At 73.9% G+C, this 20,838-nt stretch carries 21 protein-coding genes, 1 tRNA gene and 1 other RNA gene; 13 read left to right on the top strand and 10 right to left on the bottom strand.

Annotated elements, in window-relative coordinates; all coding sequences use genetic code 11:
• The first annotated feature begins 135 nt into the window (after positions 1–135).
• Complete coding sequence (locus Q0795_RS06855) at positions 136–651, top strand: DUF3145 domain-containing protein (protein WP_201023288.1); 516 nt, start codon at positions 136–138, stop codon at positions 649–651.
• A 43-nt stretch (positions 652–694) separates the two neighbouring features.
• Here Q0795_RS06855 and Q0795_RS06860 read toward each other — a convergent pair whose 3' ends face one another.
• From Q0795_RS06860 to Q0795_RS06885, 6 genes are all read right to left on the bottom strand, one after another.
• On the bottom strand, positions 695–1,810 hold the full coding sequence (locus tag Q0795_RS06860; protein ID WP_298888191.1) for a glycosyltransferase: 1,116 nt from the start codon (positions 1,808–1,810) through the stop codon (positions 695–697).
• Positions 1,811–1,947: 137 nt separating this feature from the next.
• Positions 1,948–3,207 (bottom strand): beta-ketoacyl-ACP synthase II, encoded by a 1,260-nt coding sequence (gene fabF / locus Q0795_RS06865; protein WP_298888193.1) that lies wholly within the window; start codon positions 3,205–3,207, stop codon positions 1,948–1,950.
• A gap of 126 nt (positions 3,208–3,333) precedes the next feature.
• Complete coding sequence (locus Q0795_RS06870) at positions 3,334–3,582, bottom strand: acyl carrier protein (protein ID WP_298888194.1); 249 nt, start codon at positions 3,580–3,582, stop codon at positions 3,334–3,336.
• 84 nt (positions 3,583–3,666) lie between these two features.
• A complete protein-coding gene (locus Q0795_RS06875) occupies positions 3,667–4,698 on the bottom strand; it encodes a beta-ketoacyl-ACP synthase III (RefSeq protein WP_298888196.1) in 1,032 nt (343 codons plus the stop codon).
• Positions 4,699–4,745: 47 nt separating this feature from the next.
• Positions 4,746–5,675, bottom strand: a complete 930-nt coding sequence (locus Q0795_RS06880; RefSeq protein ID WP_298888198.1) for an ACP S-malonyltransferase — start codon at positions 5,673–5,675, stop codon at positions 4,746–4,748.
• Positions 5,676–5,802: 127 nt separating this feature from the next.
• Positions 5,803–6,960, bottom strand: coding sequence for a CdaR family transcriptional regulator (locus Q0795_RS06885; RefSeq protein WP_298888200.1), 1,158 nt, complete (start codon positions 6,958–6,960; stop codon positions 5,803–5,805).
• Positions 6,961–6,997: 37 nt separating this feature from the next.
• Between Q0795_RS06885 and Q0795_RS06890 the strand changes: the two genes are divergently transcribed.
• A complete protein-coding gene (locus Q0795_RS06890; protein WP_298888202.1) occupies positions 6,998–8,062 on the top strand; it encodes a glycerophosphodiester phosphodiesterase family protein in 1,065 nt (354 codons plus the stop codon).
• Positions 8,063–8,065: 3 nt separating this feature from the next.
• Here Q0795_RS06890 and aceE read toward each other — a convergent pair whose 3' ends face one another.
• Positions 8,066–10,819, bottom strand: a complete 2,754-nt coding sequence (gene aceE / locus Q0795_RS06895) for a pyruvate dehydrogenase (acetyl-transferring), homodimeric type (RefSeq protein ID WP_298888204.1) — start codon at positions 10,817–10,819, stop codon at positions 8,066–8,068.
• Positions 10,820–10,946: 127 nt separating this feature from the next.
• Here aceE and Q0795_RS06900 point away from each other — a divergent pair, with 127 nt between their 5' ends.
• From Q0795_RS06900 to Q0795_RS06930, 7 genes are all read left to right on the top strand, one after another.
• Positions 10,947–11,396, top strand: coding sequence for a DUF3052 family protein (locus Q0795_RS06900; protein WP_235585720.1), 450 nt, complete (start codon positions 10,947–10,949; stop codon positions 11,394–11,396).
• Positions 11,393–11,875 carry a peroxiredoxin gene (locus tag Q0795_RS06905; protein ID WP_298888207.1) on the top strand — a complete coding sequence of 161 codons (483 nt, stop codon included), beginning with the start codon at positions 11,393–11,395 and terminating at the stop codon, positions 11,873–11,875. Before Q0795_RS06900 ends, Q0795_RS06905 begins: the two co-directional genes overlap by 4 nt.
• Before the next feature lie 19 nt (positions 11,876–11,894).
• Positions 11,895–11,967 (top strand) — tRNA-Val (locus Q0795_RS06910).
• A 1-nt stretch (position 11,968) separates the two neighbouring features.
• Positions 11,969–12,868, top strand: coding sequence for a Nif3-like dinuclear metal center hexameric protein (locus Q0795_RS06915; protein WP_298888208.1), 900 nt, complete (start codon positions 11,969–11,971; stop codon positions 12,866–12,868).
• Positions 12,865–13,602, top strand: a complete 738-nt coding sequence (locus tag Q0795_RS06920) for a C4-type zinc ribbon domain-containing protein (protein WP_298888211.1) — start codon at positions 12,865–12,867, stop codon at positions 13,600–13,602. The genes Q0795_RS06915 and Q0795_RS06920 overlap by 4 nt, the downstream gene beginning before the upstream one ends.
• Complete coding sequence (locus tag Q0795_RS06925; protein WP_298888213.1) at positions 13,599–14,342, top strand: histidine phosphatase family protein; 744 nt, start codon at positions 13,599–13,601, stop codon at positions 14,340–14,342. Before Q0795_RS06920 ends, Q0795_RS06925 begins: the two co-directional genes overlap by 4 nt.
• 10 nt (positions 14,343–14,352) lie before the next feature.
• Positions 14,353–15,276: a bifunctional 2-polyprenyl-6-hydroxyphenol methylase/3-demethylubiquinol 3-O-methyltransferase UbiG gene (locus Q0795_RS06930; protein ID WP_298888215.1), complete on the top strand. Its 924-nt coding sequence runs from the start codon at positions 14,353–14,355 to the stop codon at positions 15,274–15,276.
• A gap of 6 nt (positions 15,277–15,282) precedes the next feature.
• Here Q0795_RS06930 and Q0795_RS06935 read toward each other — a convergent pair whose 3' ends face one another.
• On the bottom strand, positions 15,283–16,035 hold the full coding sequence (locus tag Q0795_RS06935; protein ID WP_298888216.1) for a peroxide stress protein YaaA: 753 nt from the start codon (positions 16,033–16,035) through the stop codon (positions 15,283–15,285).
• Positions 16,036–16,083: 48 nt separating this feature from the next.
• On the opposite strand from Q0795_RS06935, the gene Q0795_RS06940 reads away from it, so the two are divergent.
• From Q0795_RS06940 to Q0795_RS06950, 3 genes are read left to right on the top strand one after another with little or no spacing between them, the layout of a single operon-like run.
• Positions 16,084–17,547 (top strand): RNB domain-containing ribonuclease, encoded by a 1,464-nt coding sequence (locus Q0795_RS06940; RefSeq protein WP_298888217.1) that lies wholly within the window; start codon positions 16,084–16,086, stop codon positions 17,545–17,547.
• Positions 17,544–18,374: an HAD family hydrolase gene (locus tag Q0795_RS06945; RefSeq protein ID WP_298888218.1), complete on the top strand. Its 831-nt coding sequence runs from the start codon at positions 17,544–17,546 to the stop codon at positions 18,372–18,374. The genes Q0795_RS06940 and Q0795_RS06945 overlap by 4 nt, the downstream gene beginning before the upstream one ends.
• Positions 18,375–18,386: 12 nt before the next feature.
• Complete coding sequence (locus Q0795_RS06950; RefSeq protein WP_298888220.1) at positions 18,387–18,530, top strand: hypothetical protein; 144 nt, start codon at positions 18,387–18,389, stop codon at positions 18,528–18,530.
• A 15-nt stretch (positions 18,531–18,545) separates the two neighbouring features.
• Here Q0795_RS06950 and rnpB read toward each other — a convergent pair.
• Positions 18,546–18,931: RNase P RNA component class A (gene rnpB / locus Q0795_RS06955), an RNA gene on the bottom strand.
• A 52-nt stretch (positions 18,932–18,983) separates the two neighbouring features.
• On the opposite strand from rnpB, the gene Q0795_RS06960 reads away from it, so the two are divergent.
• Positions 18,984–20,078, top strand: a complete 1,095-nt coding sequence (locus Q0795_RS06960; protein WP_298888222.1) for a VIT1/CCC1 family protein — start codon at positions 18,984–18,986, stop codon at positions 20,076–20,078.
• 41 nt (positions 20,079–20,119) lie between these two features.
• Here the strand turns inward: Q0795_RS06960 and Q0795_RS06965 are convergent, their stop codons facing one another.
• Positions 20,120–20,803 carry an MBL fold metallo-hydrolase gene (locus tag Q0795_RS06965; protein ID WP_298888224.1) on the bottom strand — a complete coding sequence of 228 codons (684 nt, stop codon included), beginning with the start codon at positions 20,801–20,803 and terminating at the stop codon, positions 20,120–20,122.
• Positions 20,804–20,838 lie beyond the last annotated feature (35 nt).

The following is a 20,838-nucleotide window of genomic DNA, read 5'->3' on the forward strand; positions in this document are numbered from 1 at the left end:
ATGCAGAAAGTTCACCGTGGCACTTGCTCCCTGCGGGACGAGAGAGCACAATGAGACCCAGCACGCGGCATACCGCGGTCGCCTGGCAGGTCGAGGTCGTTGGGGAAGACGTCCCTCACCACACAGGAGGCCAGGATGTCCGTCGTCATGCCACGAGTCATGACTCGCGGGGTGGTGTTCATTCACTCCACCCCGACTGCGCTGTGCCCGCACATCGCCTGGGCGCTCGAGGGCGTCCTCGACACCCGGGTCGCGCTGGACTGGGTCGGCCAGCCGGCCGAGCCCGGGACCATGCGCACCGAGTTCGCCTGGACCGGCGAGGCCGGCACGGGTGCCACGATCGCCAGCGCGATGCGCGGCTGGGACGGCCTGCGGTACGAGGTCGTCGAGGAAGCCAGCCGCGGGAGCGACGGCGTGCGGTGGACCCACACGCCCGGTCTCGGGATCCACACCGCCCGGCTGTCGGCCAACGGCGACGTCGTCGTCAACGAGGACCGGCTGCGGCAGATCATGGAGTCCGCGGCCGGCTCGGCAGCCACGCTGACCGTCGAGCTGGACCGCGCGCTCGGTGCGGCCTGGGACGCCGAGCTGGAGGTCTACCGCCACGCCGGGGAGGGCGCTCCGGCGACCTGGCTGCACAAGGTCGGCTGACACGACGCGGACCGCCGGTCACCTGTGAGGCCGGCGGCTCGCCTCATCGTGTCGTGGCCTGCGCGGCGACCCGCTCGTGCACGTCGAGCATGCGCCGCGCGCTCACCGGCCAGCTGAACCCCTCCGCTGCCGCCCGTGCCCGCGCGCGGGCGGAGCGGCGACCGAGCAGTTCCTCGATGCCGTCGGCGAAGGCCGTGGGGGTCGAGGGGGCCACCACACCGCCGTCCCCGACGACCTCCTGCAGGGCTCCCTCGTCGCAGCAGACGACGGGGATGCCGCAGGCCAGCAGCTCGAGGGCCGCCAGCCCGAAGGTCTCCAGCGGTCCGGGGGAGATCGCGACGTCCGCGCGCCCGAGCTCGACCGCGAGCTCGCGGCGGTCGGTGACGTAGGAGTGGAAGGTGACCGGGAGGTTCTGGGCCCGGCGCACGAGGTCCTCCAGCATCGGACCCGCCCCGAACACGGTGAGCTCGACGTCGTGCCCGCGGCGGACGAGCTCGCGCACGGTCTCGATCGACAGCGCCGGGTTCTTCTCCGGCGACAGGCGGCTGCAGTGCGCGATCCGCAGGGGCCCGTCCGTACCGGGCGCCGGCCCGTCGGCGAGGTCCCGGGTCGGCACGAAGGTCTCCAGGTCCACCCCGAGCGGCACGACGTCGGCGGCCAGGCCGTTGCGGTGGAACTCCTGCGCCGCGAACGCGCTGGGGCAGACGATCGCGTCGTAGTCCGCCGCACTGAGCCGGTTGATGCCGTCGGCCGCCCAGTGCGCCGGACGCTCGGGGAGCGGCGTGCGCCGGACCAGGATCCCGGTCATGTTCTCGTGGCTGATCATCACCGACCCGATGCCGCGACGGCGCGCCCAGCGACCCATCCACCGGGTCGTCGACCGGTCGGACACCTCGATGACGTCGGGCGCGATCGCGTCCATGAGCCGGGACAGCCCAACCCTGCTCCACATGAGGGAGTAGCCGGTGCCCGGCACGGGGGTCGCGGGCACGCGGTAGACCAGCCCCTGGCTCTCCTCGGTGATCTCCGGCCCGGGCCCCGGGACGATGAGCGAGGCCCGGTGACCGGCCTCCTGGTAGAGCTCGCCCCAGTGCCGCAGCGCGGTCTTGATACCGCCGGACGTCGGGCTCACGAAGTTGGCGACGCGCAGGATGTGCATGAGGGGGCGAGCCTACCCGCCGGCGCTCGACCGCTGTGCGGCGCGGCGACCGCACTCGTGCCCAGTTGGTGTTCGAGTGCGCTGACGCATCACGACGCCGGGACAGCTGCTGCGTACGAGTCGAGCTCGCCCGCGGCTCAGGAGGCCGAGGTGAAGGTCAGCGCGACGTTGACACCGCCGAAGCCGAAGGCGTTGTTGACCGCGGCCAGCTGACCCTCGGGCAGCGCGCGCGCCGACCCGGTGACGACGTCGAGATCGATCTCCGGATCCTGCTGGTCCAGGTTGAGGGTCGGGGGCACCTGCCGGTGGTAGAGCGCGAGCACGGTGAGCAGCGCCTCGAGCGCGCCGGCGGCTCCGAGCAGGTGACCGGTCATCGACTTGGTCGCGGTCACGGCGATGTTGCCGGTATGCCCGCCGAAGGCCCGGTGGATCGCCCGGGTCTCGGCGACGTCCCCGACCGGGGTGGAGGTCGCGTGGGCGTTGATGTGGGCGATGTCGGTGGTGGCCAGGCCGGCGTCGGAGATGGCCTCCTCCATGGCCCGGGCGGCCCCGGCGCCCTCGGGCTCACCGGCGGTGATGTGGTAGGCGTCGGAGGACATGCCGAGCCCGTCCAGGTAGGCATAGATCCGCGCGCCGCGGGCCCGGGCGTGCTCCTCGGACTCCAGGACCATGACGCCGGCGCCCTCACCCATGACGAAGCCGTCGCGGTCGACGTCGTAGGGCCGCGAGGCGGCCTGGGGGTCGTCGTTGCGGCCGGACAGGGCGGTCATCGCCGCGAAGGCCGCGATGCACACCGGGTGGATGGCCGCCTCGGTGCCGCCCGCGACCACGACGTCGGCGCGGCCGGCCCGGATCATGGTGAGGGCCTGGCCCATCCCCTCGGCGCCGGAGGCGCAGGCGCTGACCGGGCAGTGCGCCCCCGCCCGCGCACCCAGGTCGAGCGAGACGGCCGCGGCCGGTCCGTTGGGCATGAGCATGGGCACGGTCAGGGGGAAGACGCGCCGCGGCCCCTTCTCCTTGAGGGTGTCCCACTGGCTCAGCAGCGTGTGCACCCCGCCGATGCCGGAGCCGATGGCGACGCCGAGCCGCTCGGGCTCGACCTCCGGCGCGCCGGCGTCGGCCCACGCCTCGCGGGCCGCGATCAGGGCGTACTGACCCGAGGGGTCGTTGCGGCGCACCTCGACCTTCTTGAGCACCTCGAGCGGGTCGGTGTGGATCGGCGCCGCGAAGGTCACCGGCAGCTCGTGCTCGGCGACCCAGTCCTGCTCCAGGGTCCGGACACCGCTGCGGCCGGCCACGATCGCCTCCCACGTCTGCGGCGCCGTCCCCCCGACGGGCGTGGTGGCGCCGAGGCCGGTCACGACGACGCGGCGCGAGGTCTGGGTGGTGTCGGTCATGGGTGGCGGCCTCCTGGGGACGAGGGGACGGGACGTGCGTGGTCAGGTCGACGACATCAGGGTATGCCGTCGGGCTGGGCCCGGCCCGGTGCGGCGCGGTCCGCGCGGCACCGGGCCGGTGCGGGGTCAGCCCTGGTGGGTGGCGATGTAGGACACCGCGTCCTTGACGTGGGTGAGGTTCTTGACCTCGTCGTCGGGGATGCGGACGCCGAACTTGTCCTCGGCGTTGACGACGATCGTCATCATCGACAGGGAGTCGATGTCGAGGTCCTCGGTGAAGGACTTGTCCATCTGGACCTCCTCCGCCTCCAGCCCGGTCTCCTCGTTGACGATCTCGGCCAGACCCGCGAGGATCTCCTGCTCGCTCAGTGCCATGGTGCGTTCTCTCCTAGCGTGGACAACAGTTGCCGACCCGGGATCCTGCTCACCCGCCGGGTCACGGGAGTCTTCGTGCGGCGCTCAGGGCATCTCGACGACCTGGGCGGCGTAGACCAGCCCGGCGCCGAAACCGATCTGCAGGGCCAGGCCGCCGTGCGGCGCCTCCCCCTCCTCGAGCATGCGGCTCATCGCCAGCGGGATGGAGGCCGCCGAGGTGTTGCCGGTCTCGGCGATGTCGCGCGCGACCGGGACGTGCTCGGGCAGCTCCAGGGCCTTGACCATCGCGTCGGTGATCCGCATGTTGGCCTGGTGGGGCACGAAGGCGTCCAGGTCGGCCGGGGTGATGCCGGCGGCCTCGACGGCCCGGCGCGCGACCGGGGCCATCGAGAAGACCGCCCAGCGGAAGACGGTCTGGCCCTGCATGGTGAAGGCCGGCCAGTCGACCCCCTCGGTGCGGCCCGGGTCCTCCATGGCGGGGCGCAGGTCGGTCCAGGACTCTCGCTGGGTGATGGCGTCGGCCCGCTCGCCGAGGCTGCCCCAGATGGTCGGCCCGATGCCGGGCCGGTCGGCGACACCCACGACGGCGGCGCCCGCGCCGTCGCCGAAGATGAAGGCCGACCCGCGGTCGTGCTTGTCGGTGAAGTCCGAGAGCTTCTCCACCCCGACGACGAGGACGGTGTCGGCGCTGCCGGCCCGGATCATGTCGTTCGCCTGGGCGATGGCGTAGCAGTAGCCCGCGCACGCGGCCGAGATGTCGAAGGCGGCCGGGTCGGTCATGCCCAGCCGGTCCGCCAGGACCGGCGCGGCGGCCGGCGTCTGGAAGGGGTGGGTGACGGTGGCCATGATGACGGCGTCGACCTGACCGGTCTCGACGCCGGCACGCTCCATCGCCTGGCGGGATGCGGCCTCGGCCATGTCGACGACGGTCTCGTCCTCCCGGGCGAAGCGCCGGGTGACGATGCCCGAGCGCTGCCGGATCCACTCGTCGCTGGAGTCGATGAACTGGATGATCTCCTCGTTGGTCACCACGCGCTCGGGCCGGTAGGCCCCCAGGCCCAGGATCCGGGCGTGACGCAGCGTGGTGGGTGCCGAGAGGGCGGGTCGCGTGCTCACGGGCGGGCCTCCTGAGATGGGCGGGGACGGTTCACGGGACAGGTGGGTCAGGCAGCGCCGTGCTCGCGCACCATGCGCGCGGCGGCGTCCAGGTCGTCCGGGGTCTTGAGCGCCAGGGTCTCCACGCCCCGCATGCCCCGCTTGGCGAGACCGACGAGGGTGCCGGCCGGGGGGAGCTCGATCAGCCCGGTCACGCCCATCGAGACGAGGGCCTCCATGGTGAGATCCCACCGCACCGGGCCGGCGACCTGCGCGATGAGCCGGCGCAGGACCTCGCTGCCGTCGGCCACCACCTGACCGTCGGCGTTGGACAACAGCGGCACCCGCGGGTCCTGCGGCGCGAGCGACTCGGCGTGCCGGGTGAGCCGGTCGACGGCCGGCTGCATGTGCTGGGTGTGGAAGGCGCCGGCGACCGGCAGCGGGACCACCCGGGCGCGCGTCGGCGGCTCCTGCTCCAGGGCGGCCAGCTGCTCCATGGTCCCGGCGGCCACGACCTGCCCGGCGCCGTTCATGTTGGCCGGGGTGAGGCCGTGCCGCTCCAGGGACGCGGCGACCTCGGTGGGGTCACCGCCCACGACCGCGGACATGCCGGTCGGGGTGAGCGCGGCGGCCTCCGCCATGCCCAGCCCGCGCTCGCGGACGAAGCTCATCGCGTCGTCCGGGGCCAGGACCCCCGCGATGGCGGCCGCGGTGATCTCCCCGACCGAGTGGCCGGCGGTCGCGGACACGTGCTGCGGCAGCTGGTCGTGGTCCAGCACCAGGGGGAGGGTCGCCAGCCCGGCGCTGACGATGAGCGGCTGGGCGACGGCGGTGTCCTTGATGGTCTCGGCGTCCGAGGTCGTGCCGTGGGTGACCAGGTCGAGCGAGGCGGCGGCGGCCAGCGCCTCCAGGCGCTCCCGCACGGCCGGCTGCTCGAGCCAGGGGGTGAGGAAGCCGGGGGTCTGGGAGCCCTGTCCGGGCGCGACGATGACGAGCACGCCCCCTACTGTGCCGGTGAGACCCTCCAGGACGCGACTGCGCGACGCACGATAATGCCGGGGGAAGTTTGGAGGAACCCTCCAAAGACCGTGTCCGGCGGTCGCCGACAGGGGAGGTGCCGCCCGGTCAGCGGCTCCCGCGCCACAGCCGGGGGCCGGTGCCCATCCGTCCCAGCGCCAGCGCCACCTGGAGCACCCACGCGTCGCGGGCGTCGTGCGGGTCCAGGCCCACGACCTCGCCGACCCGCCGCAGCCGGTAGCGCACCGTGTTGGGGTGCAGGAAGAGCAGCCGGGCGGTCGCCTCGAGCACCATCCCGTGGTCGAGATAGGCCTGGACCGTGTCCAGCAGCGCGGACGGGTGGTCCCGCAGCGGGGCGTAGACCCGGTCGACCAGCATCCGGCGCGCGGGCCCCTCGCCCAGCAGCGAGCGCTCCGCCAGCAGCTCGTCGGCGGCCACCGGCCGGGGCGCGTCGCCCCACGCCGGTGCGGCGTCCACCCCGGAGAGCGCGGCCCGGGCCGACCGCCCGGCCGCGAAGAGGTGGGGCACCCGCGGGCCGACGACCAGCGGGCCCTCGCCGAAGCAGTCGCCCAGCCTCGCGGCGTCGCCCAGCGGGTCGGTGCTCCCACCGAGCACGCAGACGAGCCGGCGGTCGTGGGCGGCGCCGAGTGCGGAGCGCCCCAGCGTGCGGGCCGCGGTCCGCAGCGCCTCGACGGCCGTGGCCTGGTCGCCCTCGGGCAGCAGCCCGGCCACCACGGTGACGTCGGTCACCCCCTCCCACCCGAGCTCGGCGGCCCGGGAGGCCATCGCGTCGTTGGCCTCGCCCCGGACGACGGCGTGGACGACGAGGGTCTCCAGGCGGCTGTCCCAGCCGCCCCGGTGGTCCGCGGACCGGGCGTAGACGTCGGCGGCCGCGAAGGCCAGGTCACGGGAGTAGCGCAGCACCGCCTCCCGCAGCGCCTGCGTCTCGGCCTCCTCGACCAGCTCGGGCACCGCCGCCTCGACCGTGGCGATCGCCGTCCGGGTGAGGTCCAGGGTCTGGCGCAGGGTGATCGTCGCGGCCAGGCTCGGGGGCGCCGCCGCGAAGATCTGACCCGGCGGGGGTCCGGGGCGCGCGCCGTCGGCATACCAGGTCAGCAGGGCGCCGATGCCTGCCTGCGCGACGAGCCGCACCCAGGCGCGGTCGGCGGCACCCAGCTCCCGGAACCACGCGTGCTCGGCCTCCATCCGACCGGCGGCGCGGCCGGCCAGGTCGGCGGCGTGGCGGGAGAGGTCGCGGTCGGGCACCCTCGCGAGCCTAGTCGGCGGCTGACAGGATCGAGGTATGCCGACCGCGTCCCCGCTCGTCCTCGCCCACCGCGGAGCCTCCGGGCGGCTGCCCGAGCACACCCTCGCCGCCTACGAGCTCGCGGCCCGGCAGGGTGCCGACTACCTCGAGCTCGACCTCGTCGCGACGAGGGACGGCGCGCTGGTGGCCCGGCACGAGAACGACGTCTGGGGGACGACCGACGTGGCCGACCACCCCGGCCTCGCGGCGCGTCGGCGTCGGGAGGTGGTCGACGGCACCCCGGTGGAGGGCGTCTTCACCGAGGACCTCGACCTCGAGGAGCTGCGGACCCTGCGCGCCAGGGAGCGGCTGCCCCAGCTGCGCGGGACCGACCGGGACGGGGAGTGGCCGGTCCCGACCTTCGCGGAGATCGTCGCCCTCCGTGCGGCGCTCAGCCACGAGCTGGGGCGCGAGCTCGGGCTCTACGTCGAGCTCAAGCACCCCACCCACTTCGCCCGGCTGGGGCTGTCTCTGGAGGAGCGGATGCTGGCTGACCTGGAGGCCGGTGGCCTGCTGTCGAGGGACGCGCCGGTCTTCGTCCAGTGCTTCGAGCCGGGCAGCCTGCGGCGGCTGCGCGACGAGCTCGGCTGCCGGCTGCGCCAGGTGCTGCTCGCGACCGCGCCGCAGGACGTGCCCGCCGACCTCGGCGCCTCCTCCGAGCCGCGCACCTATGCCGAGCTGTTGTCACCGCCGGGGCTGCAGGAGCTGGCCGGCGCCGTCGACGGGATCGGCCCGCGCAAGCAGATGGTGCTGCCCTGGGCGCAGGACGGGACCCTGGGGGATGCCACGCCGCTGGTCTCCGACGCGCACGCGGCCGGGATGGTGGTGCACGCCTGGACGTTCCGGGCGGAGAACCAGTTCCTGCCGCCCGCGCTGCGCCGCGGCCCCGCCAGGAACGTCACCCGAGGGGCCGACGCCGAGCCCGGCCCGGAGCCGGCTGCCCACGGCGACCTCGCCGCCGAGGTGCTGGCGCACCTCGCGGCCGGGGTGGACGGCATCTTCACCGACCACCCCGACCTCGTGGTGCAGGCCCTGCGGGAGGGTCCCCCGGACGCGGGCTGACCCTCAGGCGTCCCCGCCGGTGGTGCCGGAGGTCCCCGCGGTGACGTCGAGGAGGCGGTACTTCTCCGCCGCGTCCCGCGGCACCTGCGGGTCCAGCTCGCCCCGGTCGGCCAGCATCTGCAGCGCCTTGACCGCCATCGACGGGCCGTCGATGTGGAAGAAGCGGCGCGCGGCCGGACGGGTGTCCGCGAAGCCGAAGCCGTCCGCACCCAGGGCGAAGTAGTCCTCCGGGACCCAGGGGGCGATCTGGTCCTGGACGGCGCGCATGTAGTCGCTCGTGGCCACGACCGGCCCGTCGCCCTCGGAGAGGCGGCGGGTGACGTAGGGCACCCGCCGCTCCTGCTCGGGGTGCAGGAAGGCGTCGGTGTCGCACGCCATCGCCTCCCGGCGCAGCTCCGACCACGACGTCACCGACCAGACGTCGGAGCTGACGCCCCAGTCCTCCCGCAGGAGGTCGGCGGCCTCGAGCGCCCAGGGCACCCCGACCCCCGAGGCGAGGAGGCGCACGTGCTTGCCCCCCTGCTGCTCGCCGGCGGCGATGCGGTGCATCCCCTGGAGGATCCCCTCGACGTCGACGTCGTCCGGCTGCGCGGGCTGGCGCATCGGCTCGTTGTAGACGGTGAGGTAGTAGATGACGTTCTCGGGGTCCTCGCCGTACATCCGCTCCAGGGCGCGGGGCAGGATGTGCGCCATCTCGTAGGCGTAGGCCGGGTCGTAGGCGACGACCGCCGGGTTGGTCGAGGCCAGCAGGGGGGAGTGCCCGTCGGCGTGCTGGAGCCCCTCGCCGGCGAGCGTCGTGCGCCCGGCCGTCGCGCCGATCATGAAGCCGCGGGCGAGCTGGTCCGCCGCGGCCCAGATGCTGTCACCGGTGCGCTGGAAGCCGAACATCGAGTAGAAGATGTAGAACGGCACCATCGGCACCTGGTGGGTGTCGTAGGACGTGCCGGCAGCGCTGAACGCACCGACCGACCCGGCCTCGTTGATCCCGACGTGCAGGATCTGACCCTGCTCGGACTCCTTGTAGGCGAGCATGAGGTCGGCGTCGACCGAGGTGTAGTTCTGCCCGTGGACGTTGTAGATCTTCGCCGTCGGGAAGAAGCTGTCCATGCCGAAGGTCCGCGCCTCGTCCGGGATGATCGGCACGACGTGCTTGCCGAACTCCTTGTCGCGCATCCACTCCTTGAAGATGCGCACGAGGGCCATCGTGGTGGCGACCTCCTGCTTGCCGGACCCCTTCTTGGCCACGTCGTAGACCTTGGTGTCGGGCAGCCGCAGGGAGGTGCCCCCCGGCTGGCGCTTGGGCAGGTAGCCGCCCAGCGTGCGACGCCGCTCCTTGAGGTACTGGATCGCCGGGTCGTCCTCACCCGGGTGGTAGTACGGCGGGGCGTAGGGGTCGGCCTCGAGCTGCTCGTCGGTGATGGGGATCTGCAGGCTGTCGCGGAACGCCTTGAGGTCGTCCAGGGTCAGCTTCTTCATCTGGTGCGTGGCGTTGCGCCCGGCGAAGCTCTTGCCCAGGGAGTAGCCCTTGATCGTGTGCGCCAGGATCACCGTCGGCTGACCCGTGTGGTTCATCGCGGCCTGGTATGCCGCGAACACCTTGCGGTAGTCGTGCCCGCCGCGCTTGAGCTTCCACCAGATGTCGTCGTCGCTCCAGTCCTTGACCAGCTCCTTGGTGCGCGGGTCGCGCCCGAAGAAGTGGTCGCGGATCCACGCGCCGTCGTTGGCCCGGAAGGTCTGGAAGTCCCCGTCCGGGGTGGTGTTGAAGAGGTTGACCAGGGCGCCGGAGGTGTCCTTGGCGATGAGGTCGTCCCAGCCGCGGCCCCAGAGGACCTTGACGACGTTCCACCCCGCGCCGCGGAAGAAGCTCTCCAGCTCCTGCACGATCTTGCCGTTGCCGCGTACCGGGCCGTCGAGGCGCTGCAGGTTGCAGTTGACGACGAAGGTGAGGTTGTCGAGCTCCTCGTTGGCCGCCACCTGCAGCAGGCCGCGCGACTCCGGCTCGTCCATCTCGCCGTCGCCGAGGAAGGCCCACACGTGCTGCTGGCTGGTGTCCTTGAGGCCGCGGTTGTGGAGGTACTTGTTGAACGACGCCTGGTAGATGGCGTTCATCGGCCCGATGCCCATGGACACGGTCGGGAACTGCCAGAAGTCCGGCATCGACCGGGGGTGCGGGTAGGACGGGACGGCCGTGACGTCGTCCTGCAGGCCCTTGCTCTTCTCCTGGCGGAAGCCGTCGAGCTCGGTCTCGCTCAACCGGCCCTCGAGGTAGGCGCGGGCGTAAATGCCCGGGGACGCGTGGCCCTGGAAGAAGACCTGGTCGCCCCCGCCCTCGTGGTCACGACCGCGCCAGAAGTGGTTGAAGCCGACCTCGGTGAGGGTGGCCTGCGACGCATACGTCGAGATGTGCCCGCCGACCGCGATGTCGGGGTGCTGCGCGCGGTGCACCATGACCGCGGCGTTCCACCGGATCCAGGCGCGGTACCGACGCTCCATGTCCTCGTCGCCCGGGAACCACGGCTCCTGCTCGGGGGAGATGGTGTTGAGGTAGTCGGTCGTGGTCAGCGAGGGGATGCCGACCTGCGAGTCCCTCGCCCGCTCCAGCATGCGCAGCATGAGGTAGCGGGCCCGCTGGCGCCCGCCGGTGCTGATCGCGGAGTCCAGCGATTCCAGCCACTCCTGCGTCTCCTCGGGGTCCGTGTCGGGGACCTGGCTGGGCAGACCGTTCAGGATGGGGCCGGTGGAGCGCTCCTGGGCCATCAGGGTGGATCCTTCCTGCAAGGGGGTGTCCTGCCCAGTCTGTCACGTCCCTGACGCCGCGTCCGTGGTGGCCGACCCGGGGGCCGCCTTTACGTCACCCGCGCCACTCTGCTTGTCTTGTTCCACCATGGACGGGCAGAAGAGGACGGAGCAGCAGGACGTGACCGACGACGCGCAGGGGGAGGCACCCCTCGCGGGTATGGTGCGCAAGCTCGGCCTTCGCGAGGGTCAGGTGGTCGTCGAGTACGGCTACGACGACGACGTCGAGGAGGCCGTGCGGCAGGCCGCCGCCGCGGTGAGCGGGGCGCCGCTGGAGGCGGACGACTACGACGGCGTCGTCGACGTCGTGCTGCTGTGGTGGCGCGACGGGGAGGGCGACCTCGCCGACGAGCTCATGGACGCCCTGACGACCATGGAGGAGGGCGGCTGCATCGTGCTGCTCACCCCGGGTGCCGGGCGGGAGGACCGCGTTCCCGCCGCGGACGTGCAGGATGCGTGCACCACCTGCTCGATGACGGCCTCCGGCGCGGTCAACCTCGGGGAGTGGCTGGGCCAGCGCCTGGTGGGTCGCAAGTGAACGCTGCACCACCCGCCCCGGTGGAGGTGGGCCAGCGCGCCCCCGACCTCACGCTCACCGACCAGGCGGGGGAGCGGCATACCCTCTCCGCGGCCGTGGCCGACCGGCACGCCCTGCTCGTGTTCTACCCCTTCGCCTTCTCCTCGATCTGCACCGGCGAGCTGCTGGAGATCCAGCTCAACATCGACGAGTTCGTCAACGACCGGGTGCAGGTCTTCGGCCTGTCCTGCGACCCCGCACCGACCCTGCGGGCGTGGGCGGCCCACGAGGGCTACCGCTTCCCGCTGCTCTCCGACTTCTGGCCGCACGGGCAGGTGGCGCGCGACTACGGCGTCTTCGACGAGGACTCCGGTATGGCCGTGCGCGGCACCTTCCTCGTCGACCCCGACATGCGGGTGCGGTGGTCGCTCGTGCACGGACCGGGGGAGGCGCGGCAGATCGGTGCGCTGCACGAGGCGGTACGCCACCTGCAACAATGACGCACACCCACCACAACAGGGGCCTGTAGCTCAGCTGGTAGAGCGCCGCGTTTACACCGCGTAGGTCGTCGGTTCGAGCCCGGCCGGGCCCACGTGAACGCCAGCACCCAGCAGACCGGTGTCGCCCTGGCCGACGTCGTCGCCACCCTCGAGGAGCTCTACCCCACCGCGACCGCGCAGTCGTGGGACCGCGTGGGTCTCGTCGCCGGGGACCCGGAGCAGCGCGTCCACCGCGTGCTGCTCGCGGTCGACCCGACGCTGGAGGTCGTGGCCGAGGCCGTGCGCACCGGCGCGGATCTGGTCATCACCCACCACCCGCTGCTGCTGCGCGGGATCCACTCCGTGGCGACGACGTCGGCGAAGGGGGCGACGGTGACCGAGCTGGTGGTCAACGACGTGGCGCTCTACTGCGCCCACACCAACGCCGACGTCGCCGACCCCGGCGTCGGCCAGGCGCTGGCCGCGGCGTGCGGTCTCGCGGCCACGCAGGCGCTGACCCTCGCCGAGGACCAGGAGCTCGGCCGGGTCGGCGAGCTGCCCGAGGCGGTCACGCTGAGGGCGCTGGCGCAGCGGCTCGCCGAGGCCCTGCCACCCACGGCCGGCGGGGTGCGGGTCAGCGGCGACCCCGATGCGCCGGTGCGCCGGGTCGCCGTGCTCGGGGGTGCCGGGGACGGCGAGTTCGAGGCGGTGCGACGCGCCGGTGCCGACGTCTACGTCACCTCCGACCTGCGGCACCACCCGGCGCTCGAGGCCCGGGAGGAGGCGCGGGCCGCCGCCCGCGCGGGTGGCGCCGCGACGCCCTACCTCCTCGACGCCGGCCACTACGCCACCGAGTGGCTGTGGCTGCCCGGGCTGCGCGAGCTGCTGCTCGGCCGCCTCGACGTCGAGGTCGAGATCTCGCAGGTCTGCACCGACCCCTGGGACCTCGTCGTCGGTGCCCGGCCGGACCACGACCGCACGACCGACCACCCCGTCGAAGGAGACCACCCGTGAAGGCAAGCCCCCAGATGCAGGCCCGGCTGCTCGAGCTCCAGGAGCTGGACACGCACATCTCCCAGCTGGAGCACCGCCTGCGCTCGGTCCCCGAGCTCATCGACATCTCCCGCATGGAGGGCGAGCAGCCCGGGCTGGAGGCCGAGGTGGTGCGGACCAGCACCGAGGTCAGCGACCTCGAGCGGGAGGTGGCCCGGGCCGAGGCGGCCGTCCAGCTCGTCCGCGACCGGGCGGCCCGCGACCGGCAGCGCCTGGAGGCCGGCACCGGCAGCGCCAAGGACCTCCAGGGCCTGCAGCACGAGCTGGAGTCGCTGGCCCGGCGGCAGGGCGTCCTGGAGGACGAGGAGCTGGAGGTCATGGAGCGCGTCGAGCAGGCCCAGGGGGCCCAGCAGGCGGCGACCTCCGCCCTGCAGCAGCACGAGGCCCGGCTCGGGGAGCTGCGCGAGGCCCGGGACGAGAAGGTCGCGGCGGTCGTCGCCGAGCGCGAGGAGGTGGCTGCGGGACGCGACGCCATCGTCGCCGACGTGTCGGCCGAGCTGCTCGCGCTGTACGAGCGGCTGCGGGCCCAGACCGGCTCCGGCGCGGCGCCGCTGCAGCAGCGGCGGTGCGGAGGGTGCCGCCTCGAGCTCAACGCCGTCGACCTCGGGCGCATCCGGGCGGCCGCCGAGGACGAGGTCGTGCGCTGCGAGGAGTGTGGCCGCATCCTGGTCCGGACGGCGGAGTCCGGCCTGTGACCGACGGGGCGCCGACCCCCGGGAGCGGTCCGGCGCCCGGGAGCGGTCCGGTCGGGGACCCGGCCGAGACCTACCTCTCGGACGAGACGCTGCCCGTCCTCGAGGGCAGCACCCGGCTGGTGCTCGTGCGCCACGGCGTCACCGACTTCACGCAGGCGCGCCGGATGGACGGACGAGGTGGCGCCGACCCGGCGCTCAACGCCACCGGCCGGGCGCAGGCACGGGCCGCCTCGGGGGCCGTCGCCGAGCTCCTGGCCCGTGCCACGCCCGCGCCGGTCCGCGTTGTCTCCTCGTCCCTGGCCAGGGCGCGGGAGACCGGGCGGCTGCTCGCCGACCGCCTCGGGGTCGAGCGCGAGGAGGACCGGGACTGGGACGAGCAGGGCTTCGGCGACTGGGACGGGCAGGCCATGCCCGAGCTCGCGGCGCGGGAGCCCGACGAGCTCGCGCGGCTGCGCACCGACCTGGACTACGCCCGTCCCGGCGGGGAGTCCCGTCGGGACCTCGACGCCCGGGTCGGCGTGGCCCTGCAGCGGGCGGTGGGCTCGGGGGGCACGGTCGTCGTGGCCACCCACCGGGTCGCCATCATGTCCGTCCTGTGCCGGGTCCTGGGGGTCGACCACGACCGGGGCTGGAGCATCGCGACCGGCCCGGCCTCGCTGAGCGCCGTCGAGATGTGGCCCGACGGCGGGGTGCAGGTGACCTTCGTCAACGACACCCACCACCTGCGCGGCCTGGCCTAGGGTCGGGGCCATGAGCGCGGCACCGGACGACCTCACCCCCATGGAGCGCGCCCGGGTGGCCCCGGAGGAGGGGTATGCCCTCAACCGGTCCAACTGGGACGGCCGGGCGCAGGTGCACGCGGCCAGCGCGCACTACGACCTGGAGGGCTGGGTGGCCGACCCCACCCGGGTGGGCGCGGTCGTGCGCCGCGACCTGCAGATCCTCGCCCCGCACCTGCCGGAGGCGCTGCGGGACGGGGGCGACGGCATACCTCGCCTCGACGGGCTCGACGTCTGCCACCTGCAGTGCCACCTGGGGACCGACACCCTCGGGCTGGCGCGGCGCGGAGCCCGCTGCACCGGGGTCGACCTGTCGCCGGAGTCCCTCCGGGTCGCCCGCGACCTCGCGGCGCGCGCCGGGGCGGACATCCGCTACGTCGAGGCCAACGTCCTGGACGCCGCGGCCGCCGTGGGCGCGACCTTCGACCACGTGCACACCTCGATCGGGACCCTCTGCTGGCTGCAGGACCTGGCGGCGTGGGGCCGCCAGGTCGCCGCGCTGCTGCGCCCCGGCGGAACCTTCCTGCTGCGCGACAGCCACCCCATGATCAACGTCATGGGGGACACCGACCCGACCACGATGAGCCCGGCCTACGCCTACTTCCCGCTGCCGGCGGGCGAGGGCTTCACCTACGCCGACGGCTCGACCTACACCGACGGCGACAGCGCGCTGATCTCCCAGCCGCGCAACGTCGAGTGGCCCCACCCGCTCAGCGAGATCCTCGGGGCGCTGCTGGACGCCGGGCTCACCGTCGAGCACCTCGGCGAGCACCAGGACCTGCCCTGGCCGGCCCACCCCGCGATGACCCCCGAGGGCGAGGACTGGGTGCTGCCCGAGCCGTGGCGCTCGCAGGTGCCGGTGGCGCTGAGCGTCGTCGCGCGCCGCCCGGGGTGAGTGCGCTCAGGAGGGCAGGGCGTCGAGGACCCAGGGTGAGCCGGGCCGCCGAGGCTCGTGCAGCTCGACGTCGAAGGCGCCGCCGAGCAGCTCGGTCAGGGCTCGCGGGTTCCTCGGGTCGGACGGGTTCTGGCAGAGCGCCCGCGCGACCAGGCCCCGGGTGTGCTTGGCCATGTGGGTGGCGCCGGGCACCCGCACCTGCACCCAGCGCCGGGCCAGGTCGGAGGTCGCGGCGGGGGCCCAGGCCGCGGCATACGTGCTGGAGCGGCAGTCCACGACCAGCCCGCGCCCGGCCGCCCCGGCGAGCACCGGGTCCAGGTGCTCCCGCCAGAAGCCCGCGAGCGGACCGACCCCGGGGAGGTTGACGCCCATCGACAGGCGGTAGGGCGCGAGCCGGTCGGTCATCCGCACCACGCCGTAGAGCGCGGAGACCACCCGCAGCCGCGACGTGGCCCGCCGCCCCGCGCCGGGGTCCAGGGAGGCCAGGTCCAGCGCCTCGTAGAGCACGCCTGAGTAGAGCTCGCGGGCCGGGAGCGTCGGCGCGGTGCGCAACCGGGTGTTCCTGGCGATCTCGGCCGTGAGGTTCGGGCTGACCCCGAGCGCCGTCGCGGCGTCCGGGCCGCCACTGACCTGTGCCAACGCCGTGGCCACGCGGTCCCGTGCCGACGTCAGCTCGGGGGCCGAGAGGGACTCCGGGCGCAGCGCCGAGCCGCGGGTGCGGGTCTGCTTGGACTCGGACGGCGGGAGCAGGATGAGCACCGCGTCAGCGTAGGTCAGGTGTCGGTGCCTCGACGTAGGGTGGGTCTCATGGTGGAGCGTGCGACGAGCCTGGCCTGCGACCCGACCGCGTCCGAGACCGGCCGGCTGCTGGCCCGGGCGTTCCAGCAGGTCCGCGACGACCTCGAGGTGCGCCAGACCTTCCCGGACGCGGCGCTGGCCGAGGTCGAGCAGGGGGTCGCCGCCCCGGACCTGCCCGGTCGCGACGAGACCGGGGTGGAGCTCATCACCGTCGACCCGCCCGGCTCCATGGACCTCGACCAGGCCATGCACCTGGAGCGCGACGGGTCGGGCTTCCGGGTCCGCTACGCCATCGCCGACGTCCCCGCGTTCCTGGCCGAGGGGGGTGCGCTCGACGCGGAGACGCGGTTGCGTGGGCAGACGATCTACTGCCCGGACGCCCGCGTGCCGCTGCACCCGCCGGCGCTCAGCGAGGAGGCGGCGAGCCTGCTCCCCGACGCCGTGCGCCCGGCATACGTCTGGGACATCCGGCTCACCGCCGACGGCACGCGGCACAGCGCGGAGGTCTACCGGGCGATGGTGCGCTCCCGGCGCCGCTACACCTACGAGCAGGTGCAGGAGCTCGTCGACGGCGGGGAGGCGGAGCAGACCCTGGTGCTGCTCAAGGAGGTGGGGGAGCTGCGCGCCGCCCGAGAGATCGCCCGCGGGGGCGCGAGCCTGCCGATGCCGGAGCAGGAGGTGGGGACCGGTGACGAGGAGGGGGGCGACTACACGTTGCGCCTGCGCCCGCTGCTGGCCGCCGAGGACTGGAACGCGCAGATCTCGCTGCTCACCGGGATGGTCGCCGCCCGGATGATGCTCGAGGGTGGGGTCGGCATCCTGCGGACCATGCCGGAGCCCGGGGAGGGGGCGGTGGCGCGCTTCCGCCGCGAGGTCGAGGCACTCGGCGCCCACTGGCCGGACGGTATGCCGTACGGCGAGTTCCTCCGCACGCTCGACCGGGCGGACACACGGCACCTGGCGATCGTCAACGCCGCGACGTTCCTCTTCCGCGGAGCGGGCTACACCGCCTTCGACGGCGAGCTGCCGCCGGAGAAGGACCGCGTCCAGGCCGCCGTGGCGGCGCCCTATGCGCACGTGACGGCGCCGCTGCGTCGCCTGGTCGACCGGTTCGGGCTGGCGGTCTGCGAGGCGCTCTGCTCCGGGAGCGAGGTCCCCGCCTGGGCCCGCGAGGCCCTGCCGGGGCTGCCGGGCGTCATGGAGGAGACCGGTCGGCGGGCCCGGGCCGTCGACCGGGGCTGCCTGGCGGCGGTCGAGGCGGCCGTGCTGCACGACCGCGTGGGCGAGGACTTCGAGGCGGTCGTCGTCGACGGGGTCGACGGCGACCGGGTGCAGGTGCAGCTCCTGGACCCACCGGTCAGCGACGTCGCGACCGGCAGTGCCCGGCTGGGCGGCGCCGTCACGGTGCGGGTGGAGCGGGCCGACATCCTGGCGGGCGAGGTCGACCTGCGGATCGTGGGGCAGGACGGATGAGAGCATCCCCGCCGCGGCCCGACGGGGTGCGCGTCGTCGCCTCCGACTGCGACGGCACGCTGCTGCGCTCGGACGGCACGGTGTCGGGGCGCACCCGCGCGGTGCTGGACCGCTGCGCGTCCTCCGGGGTCCGGGTCGTGCTGGTCACCGCGCGCCCTCCCCGGTGGATGGACGAGCTCGGGGACCTCGGGGTCGAGGCGGTGGCGCTGTGCGGCAACGGCGCCTTCACCTATGACGTGTCGCGCCGCGAGATCATCGGCCACCGACTCATGCCCGCCGAGCTCGTGGGCACGCTGCTGGCCGAGCTCAAGGAGGCCCTGCCCGGGGCGGCGCTGGCCACCGAGTCGGTGCGCGGCTTCGCCCGCGAGCCGCACTTCCACCGGGCCAACGACCGGACCGACGGCCAGTGGCTGGTCGGCGACATCGGGCAGCTGGCCCAGGAGCCCGCCGGCAAGATCCTCGTGCGCCACGGCGACTGGTCCACCGAGCAGATCAGCGCCCGGGTCAAACAGGTCGTGGGGGAGCGTGCCGAGGTGGCCGACTCCGGGGCGGTGCAGCTGGGGGAGGTCACCGGTCGGGGCGTCACCAAGGCGCTGGCGCTCCTGACCTGGTGCGCCGAGCAGGACCCACCCGTGGCGCCGCACGAGGTGTGGGCGTTCGGGGACATGCTCAACGACATACCGATGCTGGAGTGGGCCGGGCGCGCCCACGCCGTCGCCAACGCCCACCCGCAGGTCCTGGCGCTCGCCGACGAGGTGGTGCCCAGCAACGACGAGGACGGGGTGGCGAACCGCGTCGCCGCGCTCCTGGACGCGCGCACGGTATGACAGGATCAGGGTATGACGGACAGCAAGCAGACCACCCCGGCCAGCACCCGACGCGGCAGCTTCGGCGGCATGCTGACCGCCTTCATCATCGGTGTGCTGGCGGTGACCGCGATCTTCGTCGTCGTCGACCTGGCGACGGGCGCGCTGCACCTCTGAGTCACCCGGCGGGGGTGGATGAGCCGGCCGGTACGCCGGGTTCTGTCCCCTCGCGCCGTCACCGGCACCGCGGAGGGTGGCGACCATCCATCTCGGGTGCGCGTTGCCGCACACCTCCAGCGACCTACCCGTGCGCTCGGGCGGGCAGCCCTCGGACGCGCACTGTCTGGTCTTGCTCCAGGTGGGGTTTACCGAGCCACGTCAGTCACCTGACGTGCTGGTGGTCTCTTACACCACCGTTTCACCCTGACCCACCGCCGAGGCGGCGGGCGGTCTGTTCTCTGTGGCACTGTCCCGCGGGTCACCCCGGGTGGCTGTTGGCCACCACCTTGCCCTGTGGAGCCCGGACGTTCCTCGGCGGGACACCCGAAGGTGCCCGACGCGGCCGCCTGGCCGACTCATCCACGCCCGTCAGGATAGCGGTCCGGGACGCACGCCGTAGACTCCACCCACGTGACGACGACGGAACCCACGCCGGCCGACCTGCGTCGCTGGCGGCGCCATCTGGCGGACGAGCACGCCAACATGCGTGCCTTCCGTGACCTCGCGGCCCGCCGCCAGGGCGAGGAGCGGGCGATCCTCACCGGGCTGGCGGACGCCGAGCAACGGCACGCCGAGCACTGGGAGCGGCTGCTGGGGGAGCGAGCGCACCCCGCGCCCCACCCCACGCTCGCCCACCGGCTGCAGACCTGGCTGGCCCGGCGCTTCGGCATGGTCTTCGTGCTCGCGCTGCTCCAGCGGTCCAAGTCGGACAACCAGTACGCCGGCGAGACCGACGCGGCCTCCTCCATGGCGGCCGACGAGCAGGTGCACGAGGAGGTCCTGCGGGGTCTGGCGGCGCGCGGCCGGCTGCAGCTGTCCGGCAACTTCCGGGCGGCCGTCTTCGGCGCGAACGACGGGCTGGTGTCCAACCTGGCGCTCATCATGGGGATGGCCGGCACCGGTGTGTCGGGCGCGGTCGTCCTGGCGGCGGGGATGGCGGGCCTGCTCGCGGGGGCGCTGTCCATGGGTGCCGGCGAGTACATCTCGGTGCGGTCGGCCCGCGAGCTGCTCGCCGCCTCCCAGCCCGCCCAGGGCACCCAGGACGCCCTGGGCGCCCTCGACCTGCAGGCCAACGAGCTGGAGCTGGTCTACCGGGCCCGGGGTCTGGACCGTGACCAGGCGCGGTCGCGTGCCGCGAGCGTCCTGGGCCAGGTGGAGGCGGCCGGCCGGGCACCGCGCGACGCCGTGCCGGTCGCCGCGACCGACGCCGACGAGCAGGACGCCGTGCTCAACCCCTGGGGGGCGGCGCTGGCCAGCTTCGGGTTCTTCGCCTCGGGCGCGCTCATCCCGGTGCTGCCCTACCTGCTCGGTCTGACCGGGTATGCCGCGGCCGGGGTCGCCATGCTCGCCGTGGGGATCGCCCTGCTGGTGACCGGCGGCGTCGTGGGGGTGCTGTCCGGCGCCTCGCCCCTGGGCCGGGGTGTGCGCCAGCTGCTCATCGGCTACGGGGCCGCCGTCGCGACCTACCTCCTCGGCCTGGCCTTCGGGGCCGCCGGGATCGGCTGACGCCGAGCGCTCTGCTGGGCCTTCGGCGCGTCCGGTGCGGGCTAGCGGGGGAAGGTCGTGGCGCCGGCGTCCCGCAGGTCGTGGACCGGGACCCCGCCGTCCGCCCCGAAGTCACCGATGTGCTGCAGGTACATCCCGCGGCCGCGGTCGTTGAGCAGCCCGTCGTGGATCGGGACGACCCCCTGGGCGGGGGCGATCCGCCGCACGAAGGCGATGGCCTCGGCGACCTTGCCCCAGGGCGCGCTCACCGGCACGCCGAGCAGGTCGACGGGTCCCGGGTCGCCGTCCAGGGCGTCACCGGGGTGGTAGAGCACCGGCTCGCCCTCGGCCCGGACCACCACGCCGGTGTTGCCGATCCGCGGGACGTAGGGGTGGATGTCGGCGTGCCTCTCACCGACCCCGGTCAGCGTCACCCTGCCCGAGGAATCGCCAGAGCCGAGTTCCACCGACCCGCCGGCCGGCAGCGTCTCGACGCGGTCGGCATACCCGGACTCGGCGACCGACTGCGCGGTCTGCGCCTCCATGAGCACCCGGGCGTGCGGGTTCGCGACCAGCAGGGGGCCGGTGCGCTCGGGGTCCAGGTGGTCGGGGTGCTGGTGCGTCACGACCACGGCCGTGAGGTCGGTGACGTCTGCGACGGAGGAGAACACCCCTGGGTCGAGGAGGATGCGCTGGTCGGCGACCTCGACGAGGAGGCAGGCATGTCCGAGGTGGGTGATCTGCATACCGCCACCCTAGGGGTGGCCACGTAGCCTTGCTC

Source organism: uncultured Serinicoccus sp. (assembly GCF_947487915.1).
Lineage (GTDB): Bacteria > Actinomycetota > Actinomycetes > Actinomycetales > Dermatophilaceae > Ornithinicoccus.